The sequence below is a fragment of the Danxiaibacter flavus genome (assembly GCF_041060425.1).
In the GTDB taxonomy this organism is placed as follows: domain Bacteria; phylum Bacteroidota; class Bacteroidia; order Chitinophagales; family Chitinophagaceae; genus Danxiaibacter; species Danxiaibacter flavus.
In genome coordinates, this window is the sequence record NZ_JAULBC010000001.1 from 200,966 (window position 1) to 224,612 (window position 23,647).

At 40.6% G+C, this 23,647-nt stretch carries 21 protein-coding genes; 14 read left to right on the top strand and 7 right to left on the bottom strand.

Annotated features, from left to right (window positions below; genetic code table 11):
- The first annotated feature begins 6 nt into the window (after positions 1-6).
- The gene (locus QTN47_RS00750) at positions 7-1,866 is read left to right on the top strand and encodes a M1 family metallopeptidase (protein ID WP_369327388.1); all 1,860 of its coding nucleotides are present in this window, start codon (positions 7-9) and stop codon (positions 1,864-1,866) included.
- A 594-nt stretch (positions 1,867-2,460) separates the two neighbouring features.
- Here the strand turns inward: QTN47_RS00750 and QTN47_RS00755 are convergent.
- From QTN47_RS00755 to cysQ, 5 genes are all read right to left on the bottom strand, one after another.
- Positions 2,461-2,865 (bottom strand): GxxExxY protein, encoded by a 405-nt coding sequence (locus QTN47_RS00755; RefSeq protein WP_369327389.1) that lies wholly within the window; start codon positions 2,863-2,865, stop codon positions 2,461-2,463.
- Positions 2,866-3,007: 142 nt separating this feature from the next.
- Positions 3,008-4,264, bottom strand: a complete 1,257-nt coding sequence (cysN, locus tag QTN47_RS00760) for a sulfate adenylyltransferase subunit CysN (RefSeq protein WP_369327390.1) — start codon at positions 4,262-4,264, stop codon at positions 3,008-3,010.
- A gap of 128 nt (positions 4,265-4,392) precedes the next feature.
- Entirely contained in the window at positions 4,393-5,298 is a 906-nt protein-coding gene (gene cysD / locus QTN47_RS00765) for a sulfate adenylyltransferase subunit CysD (RefSeq protein ID WP_369327391.1), read from the bottom strand.
- A 6-nt stretch (positions 5,299-5,304) separates the two neighbouring features.
- A complete protein-coding gene (gene cysC, locus QTN47_RS00770) occupies positions 5,305-5,904 on the bottom strand; it encodes an adenylyl-sulfate kinase (protein WP_369327392.1) in 600 nt (199 codons plus the stop codon).
- 33 nt (positions 5,905-5,937) lie between these two features.
- The gene (gene cysQ / locus QTN47_RS00775; protein WP_369327393.1) at positions 5,938-6,795 is read right to left on the bottom strand and encodes a 3'(2'),5'-bisphosphate nucleotidase CysQ; all 858 of its coding nucleotides are present in this window, start codon (positions 6,793-6,795) and stop codon (positions 5,938-5,940) included.
- Between the two features lie 265 nt (positions 6,796-7,060).
- Between cysQ and QTN47_RS00780 the strand changes: the two genes are divergently transcribed.
- The 6 genes from QTN47_RS00780 to QTN47_RS00805 all read left to right on the top strand — a co-directional run bounded on the left by QTN47_RS00780 (position 7,061) and on the right by QTN47_RS00805 (position 11,710).
- On the top strand, positions 7,061-7,738 hold the full coding sequence (locus QTN47_RS00780; protein WP_369327394.1) for an acylneuraminate cytidylyltransferase family protein: 678 nt from the start codon (positions 7,061-7,063) through the stop codon (positions 7,736-7,738).
- Positions 7,735-8,205, top strand: a complete 471-nt coding sequence (locus QTN47_RS00785) for a NanQ anomerase/TabA/YiaL family protein (protein WP_369327395.1) — start codon at positions 7,735-7,737, stop codon at positions 8,203-8,205. Before QTN47_RS00780 ends, QTN47_RS00785 begins: the two co-directional genes overlap by 4 nt.
- Positions 8,186-8,968: an HpcH/HpaI aldolase family protein gene (locus QTN47_RS00790; protein WP_369327396.1), complete on the top strand. Its 783-nt coding sequence runs from the start codon at positions 8,186-8,188 to the stop codon at positions 8,966-8,968. Before QTN47_RS00785 ends, QTN47_RS00790 begins: the two co-directional genes overlap by 20 nt.
- A gap of 10 nt (positions 8,969-8,978) precedes the next feature.
- The gene (locus tag QTN47_RS00795; protein WP_369327397.1) at positions 8,979-9,860 is read left to right on the top strand and encodes an NAD-dependent epimerase/dehydratase family protein; all 882 of its coding nucleotides are present in this window, start codon (positions 8,979-8,981) and stop codon (positions 9,858-9,860) included.
- A 173-nt stretch (positions 9,861-10,033) separates the two neighbouring features.
- Positions 10,034-10,678 (top strand): HAD family hydrolase, encoded by a 645-nt coding sequence (locus QTN47_RS00800; protein WP_369327398.1) that lies wholly within the window; start codon positions 10,034-10,036, stop codon positions 10,676-10,678.
- 39 nt (positions 10,679-10,717) lie between these two features.
- Entirely contained in the window at positions 10,718-11,710 is a 993-nt protein-coding gene (locus tag QTN47_RS00805; RefSeq protein WP_369327399.1) for a phosphoglycerate dehydrogenase, read from the top strand.
- Positions 11,711-11,815: 105 nt separating this feature from the next.
- Here the strand turns inward: QTN47_RS00805 and recJ are convergent, their stop codons facing one another.
- Positions 11,816-13,516 carry a single-stranded-DNA-specific exonuclease RecJ gene (gene recJ, locus QTN47_RS00810; RefSeq protein ID WP_369327400.1) on the bottom strand — a complete coding sequence of 567 codons (1,701 nt, stop codon included), beginning with the start codon at positions 13,514-13,516 and terminating at the stop codon, positions 11,816-11,818.
- A complete protein-coding gene (locus tag QTN47_RS00815; RefSeq protein WP_369327401.1) occupies positions 13,517-14,479 on the bottom strand; it encodes a polyprenyl synthetase family protein in 963 nt (320 codons plus the stop codon).
- A 186-nt stretch (positions 14,480-14,665) separates the two neighbouring features.
- On the opposite strand from QTN47_RS00815, the gene QTN47_RS00820 reads away from it, so the two are divergent.
- From QTN47_RS00820 to QTN47_RS00850, 7 genes are all read left to right on the top strand, one after another.
- Positions 14,666-16,273: an OmpA family protein gene (locus QTN47_RS00820; protein ID WP_369327402.1), complete on the top strand. Its 1,608-nt coding sequence runs from the start codon at positions 14,666-14,668 to the stop codon at positions 16,271-16,273.
- Positions 16,274-16,384: 111 nt separating this feature from the next.
- A complete protein-coding gene (locus tag QTN47_RS00825; RefSeq protein WP_369327403.1) occupies positions 16,385-17,632 on the top strand; it encodes a serine hydrolase in 1,248 nt (415 codons plus the stop codon).
- A gap of 127 nt (positions 17,633-17,759) precedes the next feature.
- On the top strand, positions 17,760-18,290 hold the full coding sequence (locus QTN47_RS00830) for a hypothetical protein (protein WP_369327404.1): 531 nt from the start codon (positions 17,760-17,762) through the stop codon (positions 18,288-18,290).
- 5 nt (positions 18,291-18,295) lie between these two features.
- A complete protein-coding gene (locus tag QTN47_RS00835; protein WP_369327405.1) occupies positions 18,296-20,725 on the top strand; it encodes a heavy metal translocating P-type ATPase in 2,430 nt (809 codons plus the stop codon).
- A gap of 298 nt (positions 20,726-21,023) precedes the next feature.
- Complete coding sequence (gene ccoS / locus QTN47_RS00840; RefSeq protein WP_369327406.1) at positions 21,024-21,185, top strand: cbb3-type cytochrome oxidase assembly protein CcoS; 162 nt, start codon at positions 21,024-21,026, stop codon at positions 21,183-21,185.
- A gap of 42 nt (positions 21,186-21,227) precedes the next feature.
- Positions 21,228-23,399, top strand: coding sequence for a cytochrome-c oxidase, cbb3-type subunit I (ccoN, locus tag QTN47_RS00845; RefSeq protein ID WP_369327407.1), 2,172 nt, complete (start codon positions 21,228-21,230; stop codon positions 23,397-23,399).
- A 73-nt stretch (positions 23,400-23,472) separates the two neighbouring features.
- On the top strand, positions 23,473-23,634 hold the full coding sequence (locus QTN47_RS00850) for a CcoQ/FixQ family Cbb3-type cytochrome c oxidase assembly chaperone (protein ID WP_369327408.1): 162 nt from the start codon (positions 23,473-23,475) through the stop codon (positions 23,632-23,634).
- Positions 23,635-23,647 lie beyond the last annotated feature (13 nt).

A 23,647-nucleotide genomic window follows, 5' to 3' on the forward strand; every position in this document is an offset into this window, starting at 1 on the left:
AGAGACATGAGAACACTTATTGCTATTTTTTTTACTTTATTAGTTACGCAGCTCAGCGCGCAACCTGACCGCTGGCAGCAACGCATTAAATATGCCATCAATGTTAATGTAGATGCGAATGCGAATCAATTTTCAGGGACCGAAAAGATTGATTACTGGAACAATTCTCCCGACACGTTAGATCGCGTGTTTTTTCATTTGTACTGGAATGCTTTTCAGCCAAACAGCATGATGGACGTGAGAAGCCGTGAGCTGGGTAAAGTGTTGATCGGAACAACCAAAAGCGGCGAAAATGTATATGATTGGGATACCCGCGTTAAAGACCGTATTAGCAAATTACAGCCCAACGAGATCGGATATCAAAAAGTTAAGTACGTAAAACTGAATGGCGTTGATCAGAAACTGGTAGAGCACGAGACAGTTCTGGAAGTAAAACTAGCTAAGCCTATTTCGCCGAAAAGCAAAGTAAGTTTTGATGTTGCATTTGATGCACAGGTGCCGTTGCAAATTCGCAGAAGCGGTCGCGATAACGCAGAAGGCATCCGTTTCAGCATGAGCCAGTGGTATCCTAAACTAGCTGAATACGATTACCAGGGCTGGAATGCAAATCCCTATATAGCAAGAGAGTTTTATGGTGTGTGGGGTGATTACGATGTAAATATCACTATCGACAAAACATACATGATCGCGGGAACAGGCACACTGCAGAATGCCAGTGAGATAGGCTTTGGTTACGAGGATGCCGGCGTTAAAGTAAAGCCTGCAACAGGTGCAACCTTAACATGGAAATTCGCTGCTCAGAATGTGCATGATTTTATGTGGGCAGCTGATCCAACATACACTATGATAAAGCGCCAGGTGAAGAATGGCCCGTTATTGTTTGTAGTTCACAAGAAGGTAGATTCACTGGAAGCAAGATGGCAGAAGGTAATGGATACGGTTGAGCTTGCTTATCCTTACATGGCTAAAACATTCGGTCCTTATCCATACAAAAATTATTCTTTTGTTCAGGGAGGAGACGGTGGAATGGAATACCCTATGGCTACATTGATCAAAAACGCAAGTGTGGGAACGGCGTTGCACGAATGGATGCATAGCTGGTACCAGGGTATGATGGGTTCAAACGAAAGCCTGTATCCATGGATGGACGAAGGTTTTACTTCTTACGCAACAAGCAGGATTCAGGGTTATTTGAGAAAAGATACTTCTTTCTGGTTCAGCGGCGATTATAATTCTTATTACGCATTGGCTAAAAGCCCCCGCGAGGAACCAATGAGCACACATGCTGATCACTACAATACGAACTATGGTTACTCCAGGGCGGCATACAGCAAAGGTGCAGTGTTCATGGAACAGCTGGGTTATATTATCGGACAGAATAATCTTGATAAAGTATTGTTGACTTATTACAATACATGGCGGTTCAAACATCCGAATCCGAATGATTTCATTCGTGTTGCTGAAAAGGTTAGCGGTATTGAGTTGCAGTGGTACAAAGAATACTGGGTATACACAACAAAAACAATTGACTATGCGCTTGGCGACATCAACTATGATGAAGGCAAAACTAAAATAACATTGAAGCGATTAGGGTTGATGCCAATGCCGGTGGATGTGTTGATCACATATAAAGACGGAACAAAAGAAATGCACAATGTTCCGATGAATTTGATGTATGGGACAAAAGAAAGTGAAGATTCAACTATTCCGTATATAGTTCATCCCGAATGGAAATGGACGCATCCGCAGTACAGCCTGGAAATATCCCGCAATATATCTGAAATAAAAGAAATTAATATTGACCCAAGTTTACGCCTGGCAGATATGAACAGGGTAAACAACAAGCTTGTTGTACCGAGTAATTAATAAGTTTTTATGACGATTGAAAACACGAAGTAGTAAAAAAATCACTTCGTGTTTTTTTTGTTTTAAACCATATAAGGCATATAAGGAAATATAAGAGGGACGCTTTTGCAAAGCGTTATGCGAGCTGCTGATATAACTCGTTCATCCCGCAATATTTCAGAAATAAAGGAGATTAATATTGATCCAAGCTTGCGTTTGGCAGATATGAACAGAGTAAACAACAAGCTTGTTGTACCGAGTAATTAATAAGTTTTTATGACGATTGAAAACACGAAGTAGTAAAAAAATCACTTCGTGTTTTTTTGTTTTAAACCATATAAGTAAGGTGTCGGGTGCCAACGTTTCTTTGTAAACAACTGATAAAGCTTAAAGCCCAAAGCCCAAAGCCTAAAGCCTAAAGCTGACCGAAGCGAAGTTTTTTAAGCCATTTAAGAAATATAAGAGCAAATAAGAGCTTTTGCCCAGGATGTTAATAACACTTAAACGACATATATTTACTTAACCGGCTCGGACCTTCACCATTGACCATTCACTATTCACTAGTTGTATATAAGGCATATAAGGAAATATAAGAAGGAACGCTTTTGCAAAGCGTTATGCGAGCTGCTGATAAAACTCGTTTACATAAGTTTTTTGGCCTTCCCGATAAATATTGTGGCAGTTAAAATTGATAAGAAGACCCATCGGAGATCTAAGTAGTCGCATGTAGGTCATTATCTGCGCTTCATAAACAGGAATTATTTTTTCGACCGCCTTGAATTCTAAAACCAAACAGTCTTCAACGAACATATCTGCCTTTAAATCTGTATCTATTTTTAAACCCTTGTAATGTACTGGCACAATCATTTCTGAAATAAAAGAAATGTTTCTCGTTGAGAGTTCTTCTGCCATACAGCTATGATAAACACTTTCCAGTAAACCTGGCCCTAACGCTTTATGTACTTCAATAGCCGCTCCATTTACTTCATAGACAATTTGTTTGAGGGTTGTTTTTGTCAATATCATTTTTTAAGGATTTACTCAAAGATAGTCAACCCACTTATATGCTCTTACATCTCTTATATGGTTCAAAAAATGCCTTTTGTGGTTCAAAAAAAAGCCCGGCGTTAGCCAGGCTTTCTTTACTCATATACTTAATTGGTTAATTAACATGTGAGTCAACAATCATCCCCGCCGCAACAGTTTCATTTGTTGCTTCATCAACCAGCACCAGTGACCCTGTATTTCTGTTTTTGCGGTAAGCATCAAACATGATCGGTTGTGTTGTGCGCAATCTTACACGTGCAATGTCATTCATGTTGATGGTATTGTCGTTAGATACTCTCTGTAGTGAATTAATATCCATTTTGTAAACCACTTCTTTTATTACGCTGCGTGCCTCCCGGCTTGTATGGCGGAGGTAATATTTGGCACCCGGTTGCATTGGCTTGTTATTGAGCCAGCACATCATCATGTCGATATCTTGTCCAACCTGTGGCTGATTGTTTTGTTTAACGATCATATCACCACGACTGATGTCAATATCATTTTCCAAAGTAATGCTCACACTCATTGGTGGAAATGCTTCTTCAACAGGTCCTTCAAAAGTGTCGATAGATTTTATTTTGGATTGTAATCCCGAAGGCAAAACAGTCACAGCATCACCCGGTCTGAAAATGCCACCGGCTATGCGGCCCGCATAACCTCTGTAGTCATGATATTCATCGGAGTGAGGACGGATAATGGTCTGCACAGGAAACCTTCCGTCAATATGATTATAATCGCTTGCTATGTGAATTGTTTCCAGTGTATTCAACAATGTGGCGCCCTGGTACCAGGGCATGTTGGTAGAATGGTTTACTACGTTGTCACCATTCAATGCGCTAATAGGAATGTAGCGAATGTCTGTGACATCCAGTTTGCTGGCAAACTCAGTATATTCTTCTACAAGCTTGTTAAACACTTCCTCTGAATAGTCAACCAAATCCATCTTATTTACGCAGACGATCAGGTGAGGAATTTGCAATAAAGAAGCGATGAAAGAATGGCGGCAGGTCTGTTCAACAATACCTTTTCTTGCATCTACCAATATCAATGCCAGGTTGGCTGTTGATGCGCCTGTAACCATGTTTCTTGTGTACTGTATATGACCGGGAGTATCAGCAATGATAAACTTGCGTTTTGGTGTTGCAAAATATCTGTATGCTACATCAATTGTAATGCCTTGTTCTCTTTCCGCACGAAGTCCGTCAGTCAGCAAAGAAAGATCTACATGCTGCAGTCCTTTTCTTTCACTGGAAAGCTGTACTGCTGCAAGCTGATCTTCAAAAATGGATTTGGAATCATATAATAAACGGCCGATCAGGGTGCTTTTACCATCGTCTACACTACCTGCCGTTGTAAAGCGTAATAACTCCATTGTTATGATTTAAAATTTGAGATTTGAAATTTGAGATTACCACAGTTCATCACCGTGATTTTTTTGTACTTTATGCATCCAGACGTCTGGACTCTGATAGCTAATAGCTAACAGCTGATTGCTCACAGCTAGAAGTACCCTAGCTTCTTCCTGTCTTCCATTGCTGTTTCGGAGCGTTTATCATCACCACGATTACCGCGCTCGGTACTGCGAACTGCTGATACTTCATTCACTATTTTCTCCAATGTATTAGCTTCAGACTCGATGCCTCCTGTAATCGTAATATCGCCAAGCGTTCTAAAACGGATAATACGTTTTTCAACGGCTTCACCCTCACGCAATGTCAGGAATTCAGAAGCCGGCAACCAGGTATTATCCCTGTACACAACTTCTCTTTCATGAGCGAAATACAAAGAAGGGATCTGTATGTTTTGTTGCATGATGTAGTTCCAAACATCCATCTCTGTCCAGTTACTTATTGGGAATACCCGGAAATGTTCTCCCTGGTGCTTGCGGCCATTAAAGATGTTCCACAATTCTGGACGTTGATTTTTAGGATCCCATTGTCCGAAATCATCACGGTGCGAGAAGAATCTTTCTTTCGCCCTGGCTTTTTCTTCATCTCTTCTGGCGCCTCCAATGGCAGCATCAATTTTATGCTCTTCGATGGTGTCCAGCAACGTTGTTATCTGCAATGCGTTGCGGCTGGCATTTAAACCGGTTTCTTCCTTAACCCGGCCTTTACGAAGTGACTCTTCCACTGAACCAACGATAAGCTGAACGCCAAGTGCCTCCACCAGGTTATCGCGGAAATCCATTGTCTCAGGGAAATTATGACCTGTATCAATATGTATAAGCGGCATAGGAATCTTTGCCGGCCAGAAAGCTTTTTTTGCAAGATGGGTAACTACTATAGAATCTTTTCCACCAGAAAACAAAATGGCTGGCCTGTCGAATTGTGCCACAACTTCACGGATCACAAAAATGGCCTCCGACTCCAGTTCCTGTAAATGATTGAGATAGTATTTATGCATTGTTCATCAATTGATTTTGATCTTTGGTATTATATAGTTTAAAATTTTATGTACCGATTCGTCAATCGTTTCCTCTTGGGTTACGATATGAATATCCGGATGCTCTGGTCGTTCAAAAGGTGACGAGATGCCTGTGAAATTACTTATTTCCCCGGCACGGGCCTTTTGATATAATCCTTTAATATCGCGTTGTTCACAGATTTCAATCGGCGTATCAACGAAGATCTCCACAAAGTTCTCTCCAATCACTTCCCGCAACATGCGGCGGTGCTTTTTTAACGGTGAGACAAAAGCTGCCAATACAATAACACCCGCGTCGCATAAAATTTTGGATACTTCCCCAATGCGTCGCATATTTTCTGCACGTGCACTTTCTGTAAAGTCGAGATCCTTGTTCAACCCCTTTCTGATATTGTCCCCATCCAGTGAATAGGTTAAAAATCCATTAGAGTAGAGTTCCTGTTCTACCAGGTTGGCTAGTGTACTTTTCCCTGAACCGGATAACCCGGTAAACCACAGACATGCAGGCAGGTGGCCGTTCTTTCGCATACGGTCCATCTTGCAAATTTTATAAGCATGTTCTATTGTGTACACTTTTTTGCTCATGTCTACTCCTGGTTAGCTACGCTGGTTTGTAGCTCAAATATTCATATTTTTTTCATTAGATAATGCGGGTTGCAGATCATTATACAGTTCGTCAGCTGTTTTTTCTACAATGAACCAGGGGTTGAGCAGATTTTCTTTGTTATAGGCCAGTTCCACACCTGATTCATACTGGTACACCCTGCATCCTGCAAACTTGGCAACAGCGTGCCCTGCTGCTGTATCCCACTCCATTGTGGGGGCCAGTCGCGGGTAAATATCGGCATTGCCTTCAGCAACCATGCATAATTTTAATGAACTGCCGGCTTGCATCAACTCAATATTGGTGTGCAGCCTGGTTTTTTCTTCAATAAAATAGGTTGTTTCTACCGATGAGTGCAGGCGGCTGGCTACAATTGTATAAACCGGTGTTTGTGTGAAAGGTAGCTTCTGAGCGCTATCTGCGAGAGATTTTATATCAGTGATAATGTTGTGATCAACAATAGTGGCAATAAAACTTCCAGCCGCTTCAGTTGCATAGTACAATTTGCCGCTTACGGGTGCATAGACAACGCCTAAAACGGGCAAGCCTGATTCTATCAACGCAATGTTAACTGTGAAATCGCCATTCCTGCGTATAAATTCTTTGGTGCCATCAAGCGGGTCAATCATCCATAGTTGCTTCCAGCCCCTTCTTTCTTCAAAAGGAATAGATTTACCCTCCTCGCTAATGACAGGAATATTGAAATGCCGAAGACTTTCCGTTATGGCCTTATGAGATAACTTATCTGCGAGCGTTAATGGAGAATTGTCTTTTTTTATTTCTACTGCAAAATCTTGCCCGTAAACCTCTGCAATTAATGCTCCCGCCTTTAAAGCTGCGTTAATCGCAGTCAACAAATACTGATCGTTCATCTCACATAGAAATTATAGGAATGCCGCAAGATAAGACATTTCTATGCATTACCCTATTAAATTAGTCTGGTAATAGCTTTTCGGGAAATTTCAACTTTTCGGGCAGAAACATAACAAAAATCTTTTAAATTTAATTGAGCCCCTTATATTTGTATCAGCTTAAACCATTTTCCATTCCTGTAATAGACCTTACAAATTTTGAATCTTTCTATATCCTGTGATTGTTAAGCGATAAAAAATCAAATTTTCAATAGTATAACCAGATATGGAAATAGTTGCTTTATTGCCCATGAAGGGTAATTCAGAAAGGGTTCCCAATAAAAATTTAAGATTGTTTAATGGCCAGCCGCTGTATCATGTAATTGTTAAACAATTATTATCATCGTCTTATATCACCAAAATAGTGATCGACACAGACAGCGAGAAAATTAAAGCTGATGCACAGGCTAACTTTCCGACCATCGAAATTGTAGACAGGCCTGTAGAATTGCATGGCGATATGGTTCCGATGAACGATATCATTGCGTACGATATGGACCAGGTGCCGGGAAATCTCTACATTCAAACACACTCAACAAATCCGTTGCTAACTTTCGGTACACTGGATAAGGCGATTGAAAAATATCAGAACAATAAAGAAAAATACGACTCTGTATTTTCAGTAACCTGCCTGCAAACAAGGCTGTACTGGCAAGATGGCAGGGCGGTAAACCACAATCCGGCTGAATTGATCAGAACACAGGATCTTCCTCCGGTATACGAAGAAAATTCCAACTTTTACATTTTCACCAAAGATGCTTTTCATAAGGCAGGGAAGAAAAGAATTGGCTTAAGCCCGCTAATGTTCCCTATGGACAAAATTGAGGCTATAGATATTGATAATCCACAGGATTTTATACTCGCAGAAGCATTACATCAACAAAGACTAAATAACCAACTATGATAGTAGGAACTATAGAACATATTTTAAAACATGTGGATGATAAAGCAGGATCGCTTATCAGAGATTTTGTTGCAAGAGCTTCATCTGAAACGGAAGATGGCACTTATCCATTAATCGGTGATGAGGTTTTTGCCAAAGTTCTTTCGTACAACACAACCGCTGACAACAATAACCAGGTTGAGGCGCACAATCAGTATGTAGACATCCAGACGCTTATTTCCGGTAATGAAAAAGTGGAAGTGTACAAGAGAGGATTATTAAACACTACAGACCCTTACAGTGGTGAAATAGATTGCGAATTTTTTACGCCTTCGGTCAACGCAAAAATCGCAGACGTCATATTGAACAAGGAAAACAGTGCTGTTTTCTTTCCTAATGATGCACACTTGCCCAACTTAAATTATCAGACAGAAAACGGACCTATTAAAAAAATAGTAATTAAGATATATGAAAAATATTTCTCCTGATTGGTCTTTAAAAAAGAAACTACAGAACAGGCAGTTAACAATAGGTTCGTGGTTAACAATACCTCACCAGTCTGTTGTTGAAATTATGGCAACGGCAGGTTTTGAATGGCTTACGCTGGATCTGGAGCATGCTGCTATTGATATTTCGCAGGTAATGAACCTTACGGCTATTATCCAGGGAAAAGGCATGAAGGCATTGGCTCGCGTGAGCAAAAATGAGGAAGTGATCATAAAAAGAGTGCTGGATGCAGGCGTGGATGGGGTAATCGTGCCAACAGTGAAGAATGCAGAAGAAGCAAAAATGGCCGTTGAGTTTGTAAAATATCCTCCGGTTGGTAAACGTGGTGTTGGATTGAACAGGGCGCAGAATTATGGTATCGCATTCGATGAATATAAAGATTGGTTGACCAATGAGGCAGTGGTTATCGCGCAGATTGAACACATAGAAGCCGTGCAAAATCTTGAAGAAATTGTTGCCGTAGAAGGAATAGATGGCATCATTGTTGGTCCTTACGACCTGTCCGCTTCGATGGGTATGCCCGGAAACTACGAGCACCCGGATGTTCAGAAAGCCTTGGCAAGAGTAGACGAAGTAATGCTAAAATCAGGCAAGCCGCTTGGTTTCCACGTTATTCAGTCGGATTATAATAAGGTGATGGAAAAGGTGAATAAAGGGTATACTTTTTTAGCCTTTAGCATAGACTTTTTCTTTTTAGGCGATAAAGCCCGTGAGCAAATGGCCTTGCTGAAGCAGTCCGTTTAAACTTACTAAAATGAAAGTAGCTGTATTTGGCGGAAGCGGTTTCCTGGGACAATACCTTGTTGCAGAGTTATTAAAACGTAACTACGAAGTAACTGTTTTAGACCGGCAGCAACCTGTGCGACACAAGGAAAAGGTTAGATATGTGGAGACGGATATCCTTGACCGTGAAAGGGTAATTGCAGCAATTAACGATCAGCGGTTTGATGTTGTTTATAACCTGGCGGGCTTTGCAAACCTGGATAAGGCGATTAAATTTCCTTATCTGACCATGCAATTGAACGTACTGGGAAATATAAATGTGTTAGATGGATGTGTACAGGCGGGTGTGAAGCGCTTTGTCTATGCCAGCAGCGCTTATGCCATGAGTGACAAGGGCTCATTTTATGGCATAAGTAAATTGGCCTCTGAAAAAGTGGTTGAGGAATATTCTATAAAATATGGCCTGAATTTTACTGTATTAAGATATGGCTCTGTTTATTCGGAACAGGAATTCGACAATAACTATATCTATAATCTTGTGGAAAAGGCCATACGGACCGGTAAAATTGAGCATGGAGGAGATGGCAATGAGATCAGGGAGTACATACATGCAGCAGATGCCGCAAAGCTTTCTGTCGATGTAATAGAAACTGACGATTTTAAGAATGAGCATGTAATTTTTACCGGCACGGAAAAAATGAAACGTATCGAGTTATTTGAATTGATAAGGGAAATATTAGGTAATAGGATTGAAATATCCCTCCAGAGCGGAGAATATCACAATCATTACCAGTTTTCGCCATATTCATATACGCCAACTTTAAGCAGAAAGCTGGTAGCCAATCCTCATATTGACATGGGGCAGGGAATACTGGAATGCATTAAGGCGGTGTATAGCAAAAATCCGGACTAGTTTAGTTATTTTTGTTAGTAACGGTGTGGCAATAATCGTCGCCACTTATTATTAACTTGTAAATTCATATAAAGTAGCTTCTTTAAATATCCCTGAAAGATCTGTAAAATCTATCCTGAGAAGGCCAATTAATGAATTGGTAGCATATTTCGTAATTAAAACGAGCTTTCTCTATGGTAAGGAACATATTATTTGATTTTGACGGCGTTCTCGTCGAATCCGTACAGGTAAAGGCTGAAGCTTTTCGCCAGTTGTATAAGGAATATGGCGAAGAGATTGCCAGTAAAGTGGTTGAACATCATTTGCAAAATGGTGGTGTTTCCCGCTTCGAAAAAATTAAGTACTGGCACAAAGAGTACTTAGGGATAGATCTCACTCCGCAACAGGTAAACGAACTGGCCGATAAATATTCTGATCTTGTTTTACAAGGTGTATTAGATGCAAAAGAAGTAAGTGGCGCCAGCGATTTTCTTAAAGCATACGCATCATATTTTCACTGCTGGATTGTAACCGGCACTCCAACCTCAGAAATAAGAGATATTCTCGAGCAGAAAAAATGGAACAAATATTTCCTGGAAGCATATGGATCTCCTGAGAAAAAAACTTTTTGGACTCAGAAGATCATAAAGGATAATGCGCTTGACCAGCATGAAACTGTTTTTGTTGGTGATGCAATGGCCGATTATGAAGCTGCTTCGAATGCCGGGATCCCATTTATTTTGAGAAAGACCGACGAAAATGCGCCTTTATTCAATAATTACAAAGGCTGTACTATCAACGATATTACAGAGTTGGAGAAAGTGCTGAATCGATTTTAATCTGATAGAAACCGGACTAAACCCATTAAAGGATGTTGCATGGCTGCTCATAGTGGAGCGAAGCTGGCAGCTTACCATTTAATTCTTTTTTCACTTATGAAAGTATTGTTGACGACCACATCTTTCCAGGATACCCCGGGAAAGCATCAGGAATTGCTAAACAAGCAGGATTTTGAAGTAGACTCATTGCGCGGACCTTTAACTGAAGAGCAATTATTACCGATCATTGATCAATATGATGCCTTGATTTGTGGAGATGACGATCTTACTGCTCCGGTACTGGAAAAAGGTAAAAAAGGGCGACTGAAATACATTTCCAAATATGGAGTTGGACTTGACAGGATAGATTTGGTAAAAGCCAAAGAATTGGGAATTCCCGTAACCAATTGTCCCGGTGTTAACCAGGTTTCTGTATCGGAACACGTATTTGCATTGTTGTTCAGTTTTTGTAAGAATATCCACCTGGAATACAACGTTACAAAAGCTGGTGGTTGGAAAAGATACGTAAACCGTGAGATTTTTGGCAAGACCATCGGTATTGTTGGTCTAGGCGCAATAGGAGCGGAAGTGGCAAAAAGAGGAGCTGCATTTGGCTTAAATGTCATCGGTTACGATCCGTACGCAAAACCGGAGATAGCTGAAAAATACGATGTAAAGATGCAGGAGACTTTTAAAGATCTGGCAGCTCAAAGTGATATCATTACTTTACATGTTCCCCATACACCACAAACCGAAAAGCTCATTAACCTGGATCTGGTAGAAAATACGCTGAAACCCGGTGTTATTATCATAAATACTGCAAGGGGAAAACTCATCGACATCGATGCTGTAAAACTCGGCCTCGAGAAGAAAATCATTGCCGGTTATTTGGCTGATGTGTTGGATATAGAACCTATGCCCGAAAATTATGCCATGAAAGACTGGGATAATGTATTAATCACACCTCATATAGGATCACGTACTTACGAAAGCGTAGAAAGGCAGGGTAGTGCCGCCGTTGAGAATCTTATTAAAATGATCAATAATCATTAGGAGTTTTACGTTGTAAGTTATACGTTCTGCGTTTACCGGAGCGGAATAATGGATCGTTTACCTACCCCATTCGCTTGGAACAACGTATAACGTATAACTTACAACTTATAACGTTTCACGTACATCAATCACCCTCATCTGAATCGTTCTGTCGCCATTCCATTCATTCAGTTCGGCAGTAAAGACAATATCGAAGCTTTTTCCTGACTGTATAATAGGGAGCTTGTCAGCCATATCGAAACCAATTCCGGTAAGCCTGCTGTTGTTTTGTTTCACATCAAACCGGATATGTTTTTCTTTTACAAGCTTGGAATATCCCGTATCAAAAACGTTTCGGGCTACAAATACCGGACGCATGTTTTCTGGTCCGAAAGGCTCCATCTGGGAAACTATGTTATAGAAGTTGAGTGTAAGTTCATTTAATCCGGCTTCCGCATCAATCACAATTTCGGGAATCAACAAGTTGTCATCAATCATGCTGGAGACAACTTCCTCAAATTTGCTGCTAAAGGCTTCCACGTTTTCGGGAGCCATAGTCATACCAGCTGCAGCAAAATGTCCGCCATAACCCAATAAGTGCTCACGGCATGCGTGCACTGCTTCATATAAATTAAATCCAGCCACACTTCTTGCACTTCCTGCTACAATTTCGCCGCTTTTTGTCAGCACAACTGTTGGCCTGTAAAAACCTTTATCTATAAGTCTTGATGCCACTATGCCTACAACACCCTTATGCCAGTGCTCCTGGTAAACAACCGTAGTTTTTCTCGAGATTAGTTTTATATCTGCATTTATTATGTTCAACGCTTCCTCAGTTATGTTGGCGTCGGCTTCTTTACGGTCCGTGTTATCGCTATGAAGCATCTCTGCGAATTCCAGCGCTTTTTCAGGATCCTTCTCGATAAAAAGTTGGACTGCTTTTCTCGCATCATCCATTCTGCCGGCTGCATTAACTCTCGGGGCTATGATGAATACCAAATTGGTGATCAGCATTGGCTTTTGGGCAGCTGCGAGTTTCATTAAAGCCGCTATCCCCGTTGATGGATTTTCATTTACTTTTTTTAAACCATAATATGCCAGCACGCGGTTTTCGCCAACAATAGGAACAATATCCGCCGCTATGGCTGTCGCGACAAGGTCGAGGTACTGAAGGTAAGCTTCGTCAGAAAGCCCGAATGTCTTGGTAAGCGCCTGCATTAATTTAAATCCTACACCACATCCACATAGCTCCTTAAACGGATAAGGACAATCAACCTGTTTTGGATTTAGTATGGCTACTGCATTTGGCAACTCTTTTTCGGGTAAATGGTGATCACATATAATGAAATCAATTCCAATGCTCTTGGCATATGCAACAAGATCCACAGATTTTATACCGCAGTCCAAAGAAATAATCAGCGTGATATTTCTTTCGAAAGCATAATCTATCCCTGCTTTAGAAACGCCATATCCTTCTTTGTATCTGTGAGGAATATAAAAATCAACATCATTGTATATTGAAGAGAGAAACTGAAACATGCTAGCCACTGATGTGGTCCCATCCACGTCATAGTCTCCAAATACCAGTATTTTTTCTTTCTGCCGGAAAGCTTCTTGTATTCTGGCAATGGCTTTATCCATGTCCTTCATTAAAAAAGGATCATGAAGCTGGCTTAGCAGAGGTCTGAAAAAAGATCTGGCCTCATCAAAAGTCCGGATGCCGCGCTGTACAAGTATTTTGCAGATCGTACTATTGATACCTAAAGAAGATTGAAGTGCAGTTATTTCACTGTCCTCGGCCTTTAATATATTCCAGCGTTTGTTCATTTAAAATTCCCTGTCTGTTGTAAATCTTACTAAATCTTCCAGAGCGTCTCGTGCTTCAGTTTGTGGAAACCGGTACAAAATCTCCATGGCGCTATTCCTGAATTCAAACATCTTTTCAGTCGCGTATTTTATGCCACCAGCTGCTTTTACCGAGTCGATTACTGATTGGACTTTCTCCTTATCAGTATTTTCATTTTTTATTGTATAAATGATCTTTTTCTTAAGGTCCGGCGTACAATTATTCAGGGTGTAGATCAGGGGCAGTGTAAGTTTTTTTTCTTTGATGTCATTACCTGTTGGTTTCCCTACGTCTGCATTACCATAATCAAACAGGTCATCTTTGATTTGAAAAGCCATTCCAACCAGTTCTCCAAATTTTTTCAGGTCGTTTACCTTGTCTTCGTCGTTAAATGTGGTAGAGGCGCCAGCTGCACAGGCAGAAGCAAGTAACGAAGCCGTTTTGCCCTTAATAATATCGTAGTAAATGCCTTCATCCAGGTTTAGTCTGCGTGATTTTTCTATTTGAAGCAATTCCCCTTCACTCATCATTCTCACCGCTTCTGACAAAATTTGCAACACTTTGTGGTCTTTATTATCCAGAGAGAGCAATAAACCCTTTGACAAAAGATAGTCGCCCACCAATACTGCAACTTTATTTTTCCAGATGGCATTTAAAGAAAAAAAGCCCCTTCTTTCCATGGCTTCGTCAACAACGTCATCGTGCACAAGGGTTGCGGTGTGTAAAAGTTCAACCAGGGACGCCGCTCTATAAGTGGAATCGTTTACGTCAGCGCCCATTTTGGCACTTAGTAATACAAACATTGGCCTGAGCTGCTTGCCTTTTCTCTTTACAATATAAGCCATTATTCTATCCAGTAGTGCAACGCGGCTTTTGACCGCTTCTCTAAAATGCCCTTCAAATTCTTTTAATTCGTTTGATATTACTTTCAGTGCTTTTTCCATTGAATAAACTTAGCCGCAATATAGCTCCAATTGAAGAAAGTGGAATGATTTTGGAATGTTTATAAACGATAATTGCAAAAACTCAGAGGAAAATAAATTGTAAAAATTTGGTATTTCATGTTCAATCTATAAATTTGCCAATAAATTTACATGGGAAACATTAAACAAAAACTTTAAATTATACCTATGGCAAGCAAAAAGTACACTTTGATTGCAGGTTTATTGAGCCTGGTGCAGGTCGCGACCTACGCACAAACTCCGAATGATGCACAGAGCTATGCTTTAGATTCTTCTAAAGTATCAGTAAAAGGTATGCCTCAGTACAACGAATTTAAGAACAACCAATACCCTTATCCTGCGAAGCCGAACAGCCAGTGGGAACTTGGTGTGGGCCTTGGAACTTCTATGATTATCGGTGACGTAAGCCCTAAACTTGGCTACGGAATGAGCGTATCTGGCAGAAAAGCTTTGGGCCACGTATTGTCTGTTAGAGCTTCTTATGGCTGGGGAATCACTTCCGGTCTGGATTACAGGACAAGAATTGCGAGCAGCATTCCTGCCGCTGACGGTAATCCCTGGGCTGCTTACGGCAATGCTCCAATTGTTGCTAACTATAAAACAACCGCACATCAGGGATCTCTGGATCTGATTGTAAGCACTAACGCTGCTAGTCACTACAGAGGAAATCCTAAAATAGACCTATATGGTTTAGTGGGTTATAGCATCAATGCTTTCGACGTTGATGTTAATGCTCGCAACGGTAACGCGCTTTATAATTTTGCAAGCATTAACTACGACCGTTCAAGAAGCGATATCCGCAGTGATTTGAAAAGCTTATTGGATGGTTCTTATGAAAGCAATGCCCCTGTAACCAATGGTAACAGAGACAACGCCGGTCGTATTAAAGACAACTGGTTGTTACGTCACGGTGTTAACTTTGGGGCTGGTATCTCTTACAAGATTTCTCCAAAATTCAATCTTGGCCTGGAACAGAAGTTCACTTATGCGTTCAGCGATGATCTGGACGGTGTGAACGCTGGTAAGAGCAAAGACATTTGGAGCCAAACTCAGGTTCGCTTGAATTTCAACATTGGCAATCCGGCTAAGCACGTTGAACCATTGTGGTGGATCAATCCAAACAACTTTATCTACAACGAGTTGAACAGTCCAAAACACATGAAATTACCTCCTCCGGTTCTTCCAGATGCTGATGGTGATGGTGTAACTGATCAATTCGACCAGGAACCAAATACTCCGGCTGGTGCTCCTGTTGACACTCATGGTGTTGCTAAGGATACTGATGGTGATGGTGTTCCTGATTACAAAGACAAAGAATTACTTACTCCTCAGAGCTGCTTCCCTGTAGATGCTGATGGTGTTGGTAAATGCCCAGAACCTCCATGCTGCGCTGAATTGCGTGACAAATTAAAAGCTCAGCCTGAATGTGCTATCACTAGCTTACCTAGTGTTACCTTCAAGAGCGGTAGCGTTACAATCAGCAAAACAGCTCAAACTACATTGGCTAGCGCTGCTCAGCAGATCAACGCTAATCCTAACTGCCGTGTAGATGTTATCGGCTACGGAGCTTCTGACAAACGCGCACAACAGTTAAGCTGGGATAGAGTGAGTGCTGTTATCAAATACCTGGTTGAAAAACAAGGTATCTCTGAAAGCCGCTTCAACTTCAAGTATGGTCAGAACGGTGATCAAAACACTGTAGACCTACAAGGTACAACTGAAGTTGGTTCTGCAACAGTTCCTGCTCCGCATCCTCAGTACAAAAAGACAAAATAGTTTTTAATAATACTTTTTGCGTCCAAAACCGTCTCTCTTGAGAGACGGTTTTTTATTTCCTAAACTTAGAAGATCAATTATTTTAAATATATTCCGATATAAATAATTCGGATGAATAACAGAGCGCTGCTATTACCATTGCTGCTTTTGGTGAAATATGTAAGTTTTTCACAAGTGAAGTCTGATAAATGGCTGCAAGAGCTTCTCTATAAAAACGCTTCACCGTCCTTAAAAGGAGTATTGGATAGCGCTGATACCTACCAGTACCAGCTCATATATACGCGTATAGACCGGGATAAAAAGAATAACCCTGTCTTCAAAAACTATTATTTGAATGTAGATCGTACCCGTTATTTTAACCCTGCTTCAACGGTTAAGATGCCACTTTCATTTCTGGCCCTGGAAAAACTGCATTCATTGGAACAGTTTGGTGTTGATAGGAATGCGACAATGCTTACCGATAGTTCTTATTCGGCACAGACTACTGTGCTGACTGATACTTCATCGCAAAACGGAATGCCTTCCGTTGCTCAATATATTCGTAAAATTTTCCTTGTAAGTGATAATGATGCTTATAACCGACTGTACGAATTTCTTGGTCAGCAGGCAATAAACGAGACGTTATGGAAAAAGGGATACAAAGACGTAAGAATAACCAGGCGGTTCGTTCCCATGAGTGCTGATGAAAACCGCCATACAAACGCTCTCCGGTTTTTAAAAGGAAATGATTTTTTATATAAACAACTGCCTCTAACGAGTAACATATCATTCGATTTTAGCAGAAAAATACTGATTGGCAACGCTCACTTTGACAGGAATGATTCCCTTATAAAGGCACCTATGGATTTTACTACGCACAACAATGTGCCATTGGAAGATCTGCAGCATATGCTTCAATCTGTGATGTTCCCTCAATCGGTCCCCGAAAACCAGCGATTTAAACTTACTGATAGCGACTACAATTTTTTGTATCAGTACATGAGTGAACTTCCCCATGAAAGTGCTTTCCCCCGATACGACACCACGGAATTTTTTGACAGCTACACAAAGTTCTTTTGGTTCAAAGATGGGCGCCGAAAGATGCCCGCCTATATCAGATCTTTCAATAAGCCGGGATGGTCTTACGGCTTTCTCACCGATGTGGCTTATATAGTGGATTTTAAAAATAAAACAGAATTTATGCTCAGCGGTGTAATTTATGTTAACAGCGATGGAGTTTTAAATGATGATAAATATGAGTATGAGGAAACCGGATATCCTTTTTTCCGCGAGATTGGGGAGATCATATACAACTATGAGTTGTCGAGAAAAAGGAAGAATCTTCCAGATTTTACTCGGTTTCAATTGGATTATCGATAGTTGGCTAACGTATTTTATTGATTGACAATGGTATATCCTGGAATATGATAAAAATCATATTTCTGATTGAGGAATCTCATATCCGCTGACAACCTCGCATACTAAATTGCATTAAAACCATAATTGTATGCATTTTAAAGGGCCCAGGAATAGTGTGGAGCAGGTATTAAGGCCGGATAGCATAATGCATATTATCGAATCAGAGTATCATCAAAAAATAAATGAATGTTGTAATATTGTAAACGACTTTGTATTACAACATTCACATGGTGATGATGTGGATCTCTCTGTTTCGGAATTGTTGCATTTGCTTATTGCAAAACTGAGCGATGAAATAAAACACCTTACACTAAAAGAAAGCGGCATCTTATATCCCATCATCAAAAAGGATTTGAAAAACACCACAGGAAAAGTTACGATCGACAGGCAAATTTTTGAATCTATAAAAACGCGGCACCTCGTCATCTCTGAGTTAATAAAAAGAATCAAGCGACTATTTAATGATCAAAATGAGCTGCTGGACTTAAATGACGACTGGAAGATTTTTTTTGAAACGTTGATGCTTTTGGAAGAAAAGATATACGAATGGATTTACCTGGAGCAGGATCTGTTGTTTCCCCAATTGACAGGAACACTGCCAGCCGCTCAGGCAAACTGAATAATATGGAAAGCACTATACATTCGCAGATAACATGCTATCACTGTGGTGAGAATGTTGGAAAATCACCTATACATGCTCATGATAAAGAGTTTTGCTGTGAAGGCTGTAGAATGGTCTATGAAATACTCAATGACAATGGTCTGTGTAATTATTACGATATAGAAAAGCACCCCGGTCTTTCTCAAAAAATTAAAGTAAGGCAGAATAAATTCGCTTTTCTGGACGACCTGGCAATAGCGCAATCTTTAGTAAGTTTTAAGAATGAAGAACAAACGCATATATCCTTGTATCTTCCCCAGATGCATTGCAGCAGTTGCTTATGGTTGTTAGAGAATCTTCATAAACTGAACCATCACATAATAAGCAGCAAGGTTAATTTTACAAGGAAAGAAGTTTACATTGTTTTTGATAATAACAAAACCTCTGTAAGAAAAATTGCAGAATTGCTGACCAGCATTGGATACGAACCTTATATCAGTCTTAATAATCTTTCAAAACGAAAATCTTTTTTAGATAAATCCAAGATATATAAGTTAGGCGTAGCTGGTTTTTGCTTTGCAAATATCATGCTGTTCAGTTTTCCTGAATATCTCGGTATTGATAGTAAGGAGGCCGGTTTGGCGTATATGTTCAGGCTACTGAACGTTATGCTTGCCCTGCCTGTATTTTTTTATAGTGCTACCGAATTTTATAGCAGTGCCTGGAAAAGTCTGAAACATGGGTTTCTGAATATCGATGCTCCGATTGTCCTGGCAATTTGGGTAACATTTGGCCGAAGTATGTATGAAGTGTTGACGAACACCGGTGCGGGGTATTTTGATTCGATGAGCGGCATCGTTTTCTTTATGTTGGTGGGAAGAGTATTACAGGACAAGACCTATCAGCAATTAAGTTTCGAACGTGACTACACATCTTACTTTCCTATTGCTATTACCCGCTTAAAAAATAGTGTTGAAGAAAGCGTGGCCTTACCTGAAATTAAATTAAATGACACGCTGCTTATCCATAACGAAGAGTTGATTCCTGCTGATGGAATTATAACGCGCGGAAAAGCGCTAATCGACTATAGTTTCGTTACCGGCGAAAGTGTTCCTGTTGAGAAGCAAATGGGCGAGATTGTTTATGCTGGTGGAAAACAGGTTGGAGGAAATATTGAAATCCTGGTTATCAAAGAAGTTGCACAAAGTTACCTGACACGCCTTTGGAATCGCGACGAGCTGCAAAAAGCGGGAAAAAACGACAACGAGCGATCTTTTGTGCACTTGTTAAGTCGTGGATTTACTTGGATTGTTTTAGGTATTGCTCTCACAGCCGCCGTTTATTGGTATGTTCAAGACGCTTCAAAAGTTTGGAATGCTGTTACAGCGGTACTGATCGTAGCTTGTCCATGCGCACTTTTACTTAGCAATACATTTACCAATGGTAATATTATCAGGATTCTTGGCAAAAATCATTTCTATCTCCGTAACGCGCAGGTGATTGAAGATATCGCCAATGTGGATTATATCGTGTTCGATAAGACGGGAACATTGACGACCGGCAAATACAGTGATGTGCAATATGAAGGTGCGGAGTTAACTACCGCTGTGCTAAGAAAAATTGTCGTTCTGGCCAATCAGTCAACTCATCCGATGAGCCGCTCAATTGTTGCATGGGCTGATATGAAAATAGCTGATCTTCCGGTAATGGCGTTTAAAGAGCACCAGGGTAAAGGAATTGAAGGCATTGTAGACGGGGATCTTATCATGCTGGGATCGCCTGAATTTGTAACGGGTAAAAAACATGACGGTCTTCAGTCCTGCGTTTATGTTTCTATTGAAGACAACATTATTGGGAAATTTGTGTTAGGCAATAATTATAGGCAGGACGTTGACGTGCTGATCAATCAATTAAAAAAAAGATACGCTTTAGCTGTCCTTAGCGGGGATAATACCGGAGAGAAGAAGAAGCTTCTTCAAATGCTGGGAGCCGGCACCCATCTTCGTTTTAATCAGCAGCCGGAAAATAAGCTTGAAGCGATCGGTGAGTTGCAAATGAAGGGACATAAAGTGATGATGATAGGTGATGGTCTTAATGATGCCGGGGCACTCAAGGCAGCCAACGTTGGTGTTGCACTTACGGATAGTTCTAATAATTTTACTCCGGCAAGTGATGTTATAATTGAAGCCGAACAGTTGCCTAAACTCCTGACATTTATCAGGTTGTGTAAAGTCAATAAAAAGGTGGTGCTAACTGCATTTGTAGTATCAGTTCTTTACAACATTATCGGTATTTATTTTGCTGTAACAGGCAATATGTCTCCATTGATAGCGGCGATATTAATGCCCTCAAGCAGTATCAGCATTCTATTGCTGACTTTTGGGACAAGTAACATTGTCGCAACCCTGCTAAAATTAAAACAGAATAAGCTCAACCTTACAACTCCCGATTAAAACTCAAATGAGGAGCACCGGCCTGAAGAAGACCGGTGCTTTTTTAAAAAACTGATTTATTGCGTTATTGAAAATTGATTGTTATATTTGATTGACGAGTAAATACGGTGTTTAAAGAGATTTAGGTGTTGATAATTTTTATTTGTGCCCCTTGTCATATGAGGAATGAAATAGCAAAAACACCGGCAAACTTTCTCCCGTCCCCCACCAGCAGAACATGACAAAAATCATAATGGCCCGTGAGTAAAATCATGTCGGCGCCTCCGTGCTCATTCTACATTTGTGAAATATTTAATCTATGAGTGTAATCATCGTGTTACTCTGTGCGAGTATATCTGTTGCAGGGTTATTTCTTGCGGCATTCATCTGGAGTGTAAAGAACGGGCAATATGATGATGAAGCGAGCCCACCAATCAGAATGCTATTCGATGACAATCCGGATAAAAAGAATGTTTCATAACGTCCCTCTCATAATTCTCAATACCAAACAAACACAAATCGCATGCAAGTAGAAAAGTTTTATTATGATAACAAGATTGTAAAGATGTTTGCCTATGCCACTATACTATGGGGTGTAGTGGGTATGCTTGCAGGTTTATTGGCCGCGATACAAATTTATCTTCCCGGCGCAAATTTTAATTTGGCACCCACAACCTTCGGGCGCGTAAGGCCGGTACACACTAACGCCGTAATCTTTGCATTTGTTGGAAACGGCATCTTTATGGGCGTTTATTATTCTCTTCAACGTCTTTGTAAAGCCCGTATGTTTAGTGATGCACTAAGCAAGTTCCACTTCTGGGGTTGGCAGTTGATCATTGTTTCTGCCGCAGTTACGCTTCTTGCCGGTTATACTACCGGTAAAGAATACGCAGAGCTGGAATGGCCCATCGATATTGCAATTGCTGTTGTTTGGGTGGTATTTGGCATTAACATGTTCGGAACGATCATTAAAAGAAGGGAAAGCCATCTGTATGTTGCTATTTGGTTTTATATAGCAACCTGGGTAACGGTAGCAATGTTGCACATTGTAAATTCCTTTGAAATACCATTCTCCGCATTTAAGAGCTATAGTTGGTATGCTGGTGTTCAGGATGCACTTGTACAGTGGTGGTATGGACATAATGCAGTTGCCTTCTTCCTTACAACGCCATACCTCGGTTTAATGTATTATTTCTTGCCCAAGGCTGCAAATCGTCCTGTATACAGTTACAGGCTATCAATTGTGCATTTCTGGGCCCTGATCTTTATTTATATATGGGCAGGACCACACCATTTGTTGTATACAGCTTTACCTGACTGGGCGCAGAGCCTGGGGGTTGTATTTAGTGTGATGCTTATTGCTCCAAGCTGGGGAGGTATGCTGAATGGTTTGTTTACATTAAGAGGCGCCTGGGACAAAGTAAGGGAAGATCCGGTTTTAAAATTTATGGTAGTTGCTATTACCTGCTATGGGATGGCTACATTTGAAGGCCCAATGCTGAGTTTGAAAAGTGTAAACGCAATTTCACACTTTACGGATTGGACGATTGCTCACGTGCATGTTGGTGCTCTTGGCTGGAACGGCTTCCTGACCTTTAGTGTTTTATATTGGATTATCCCTAAAATATTTAATACAACGCTTTATTCTAAAAAGCTGGCATCTACACATTTCTGGATAGGAACAATAGGCATAGTTCTTTACGCTGTGCCCCTCTACTGGGCTGGTTTTACACAAGCAATGATGTGGAAGAATTTTACAGATGACGGAACCCTTAAATTCCAGTTCCTTGAAACTGTGACCAACATCATCCCAATGTATATAACACGTAGCGCTGGTGGTGCTTTATATCTTGTTGGCGTGTTTGTGATGGTTTACAATTTATGGAAGACAGTTGCGTCCGGCAGTCTTGTTGCAAATGAAGAGGCAGAAGCTGCTCCGCTTGCTAAAATCACAGAAACTCACGGCAAAGAACACTGGCACAGATGGATTGAAAAACGTCCTGTTCAGATGTTGGTGTTTAGTTTGATTGCAGTTGCCATCGGCGGTGTGCTTGAATTAGTACCTACCTTTTTGGTTAAGAGCAATGTTCCTACAATTGCTTCAGTAAAACCATATACACCATTGGAACTCCAGGGACGGGATATTTATGTGAGAGAGGGTTGTTACACTTGCCACTCTCAGATGATCCGCCCGTTCAGAGATGAAGTAGCGAGATATGGTGAGTATAGCAAAGCCGGTGAATTTGTCTATGATCACCCGTTCCAATGGGGAAGTAAAAGAACCGGCCCTGACCTGGCAAGGGAAGGCGGTAAATATCCGGACAGCTGGCACTACAATCACATGCTTGATCCAAGAAGCATGAGCCCAGGATCAATAATGCCAAATTATCCATGGTTGTTTAAAAATGATTTGAATACAGAAATTACTCCTGCGAAGATCAGGGCAATGCAAACGCTGGGTGTGCCTTACGAAAAAGGATATGATGAAGTTGCAAATAAGGACCTGAATAAACAGGCCAAAGCAATCGCTGGACGACTGCAAAACGATGAGCAGATTAAAAAACTGGCGGCTGTAAGTGATGAGATAGATCTCAAGAATATTGATAAGAAAGAAATCGTTGCCCTGATCGCTTACCTGCAACGCATTGGTACGGATATAAAAGGCGAACACAAGCAAGTGGCAGAATTAAAATGATTCGAAATAATTAGTGCTGATTATGTGTCAGCCTCGGTATAAGAGTTAATTAAAAACATCTCAATTACTAAAAATGAAATTCATTCATTATCTCGAAAAGATTACCGGTGTTGATATTTATGCAATGGCGGCTTTTATCATCTTTTTTTCCATATTCATCATTATGGCTATTTGGGCATGGAAGGCAGATAAAAAAATGATCAATTACTTAAGAAATATTCCCCTGGAAGATTAAGGTTTCGATGCTT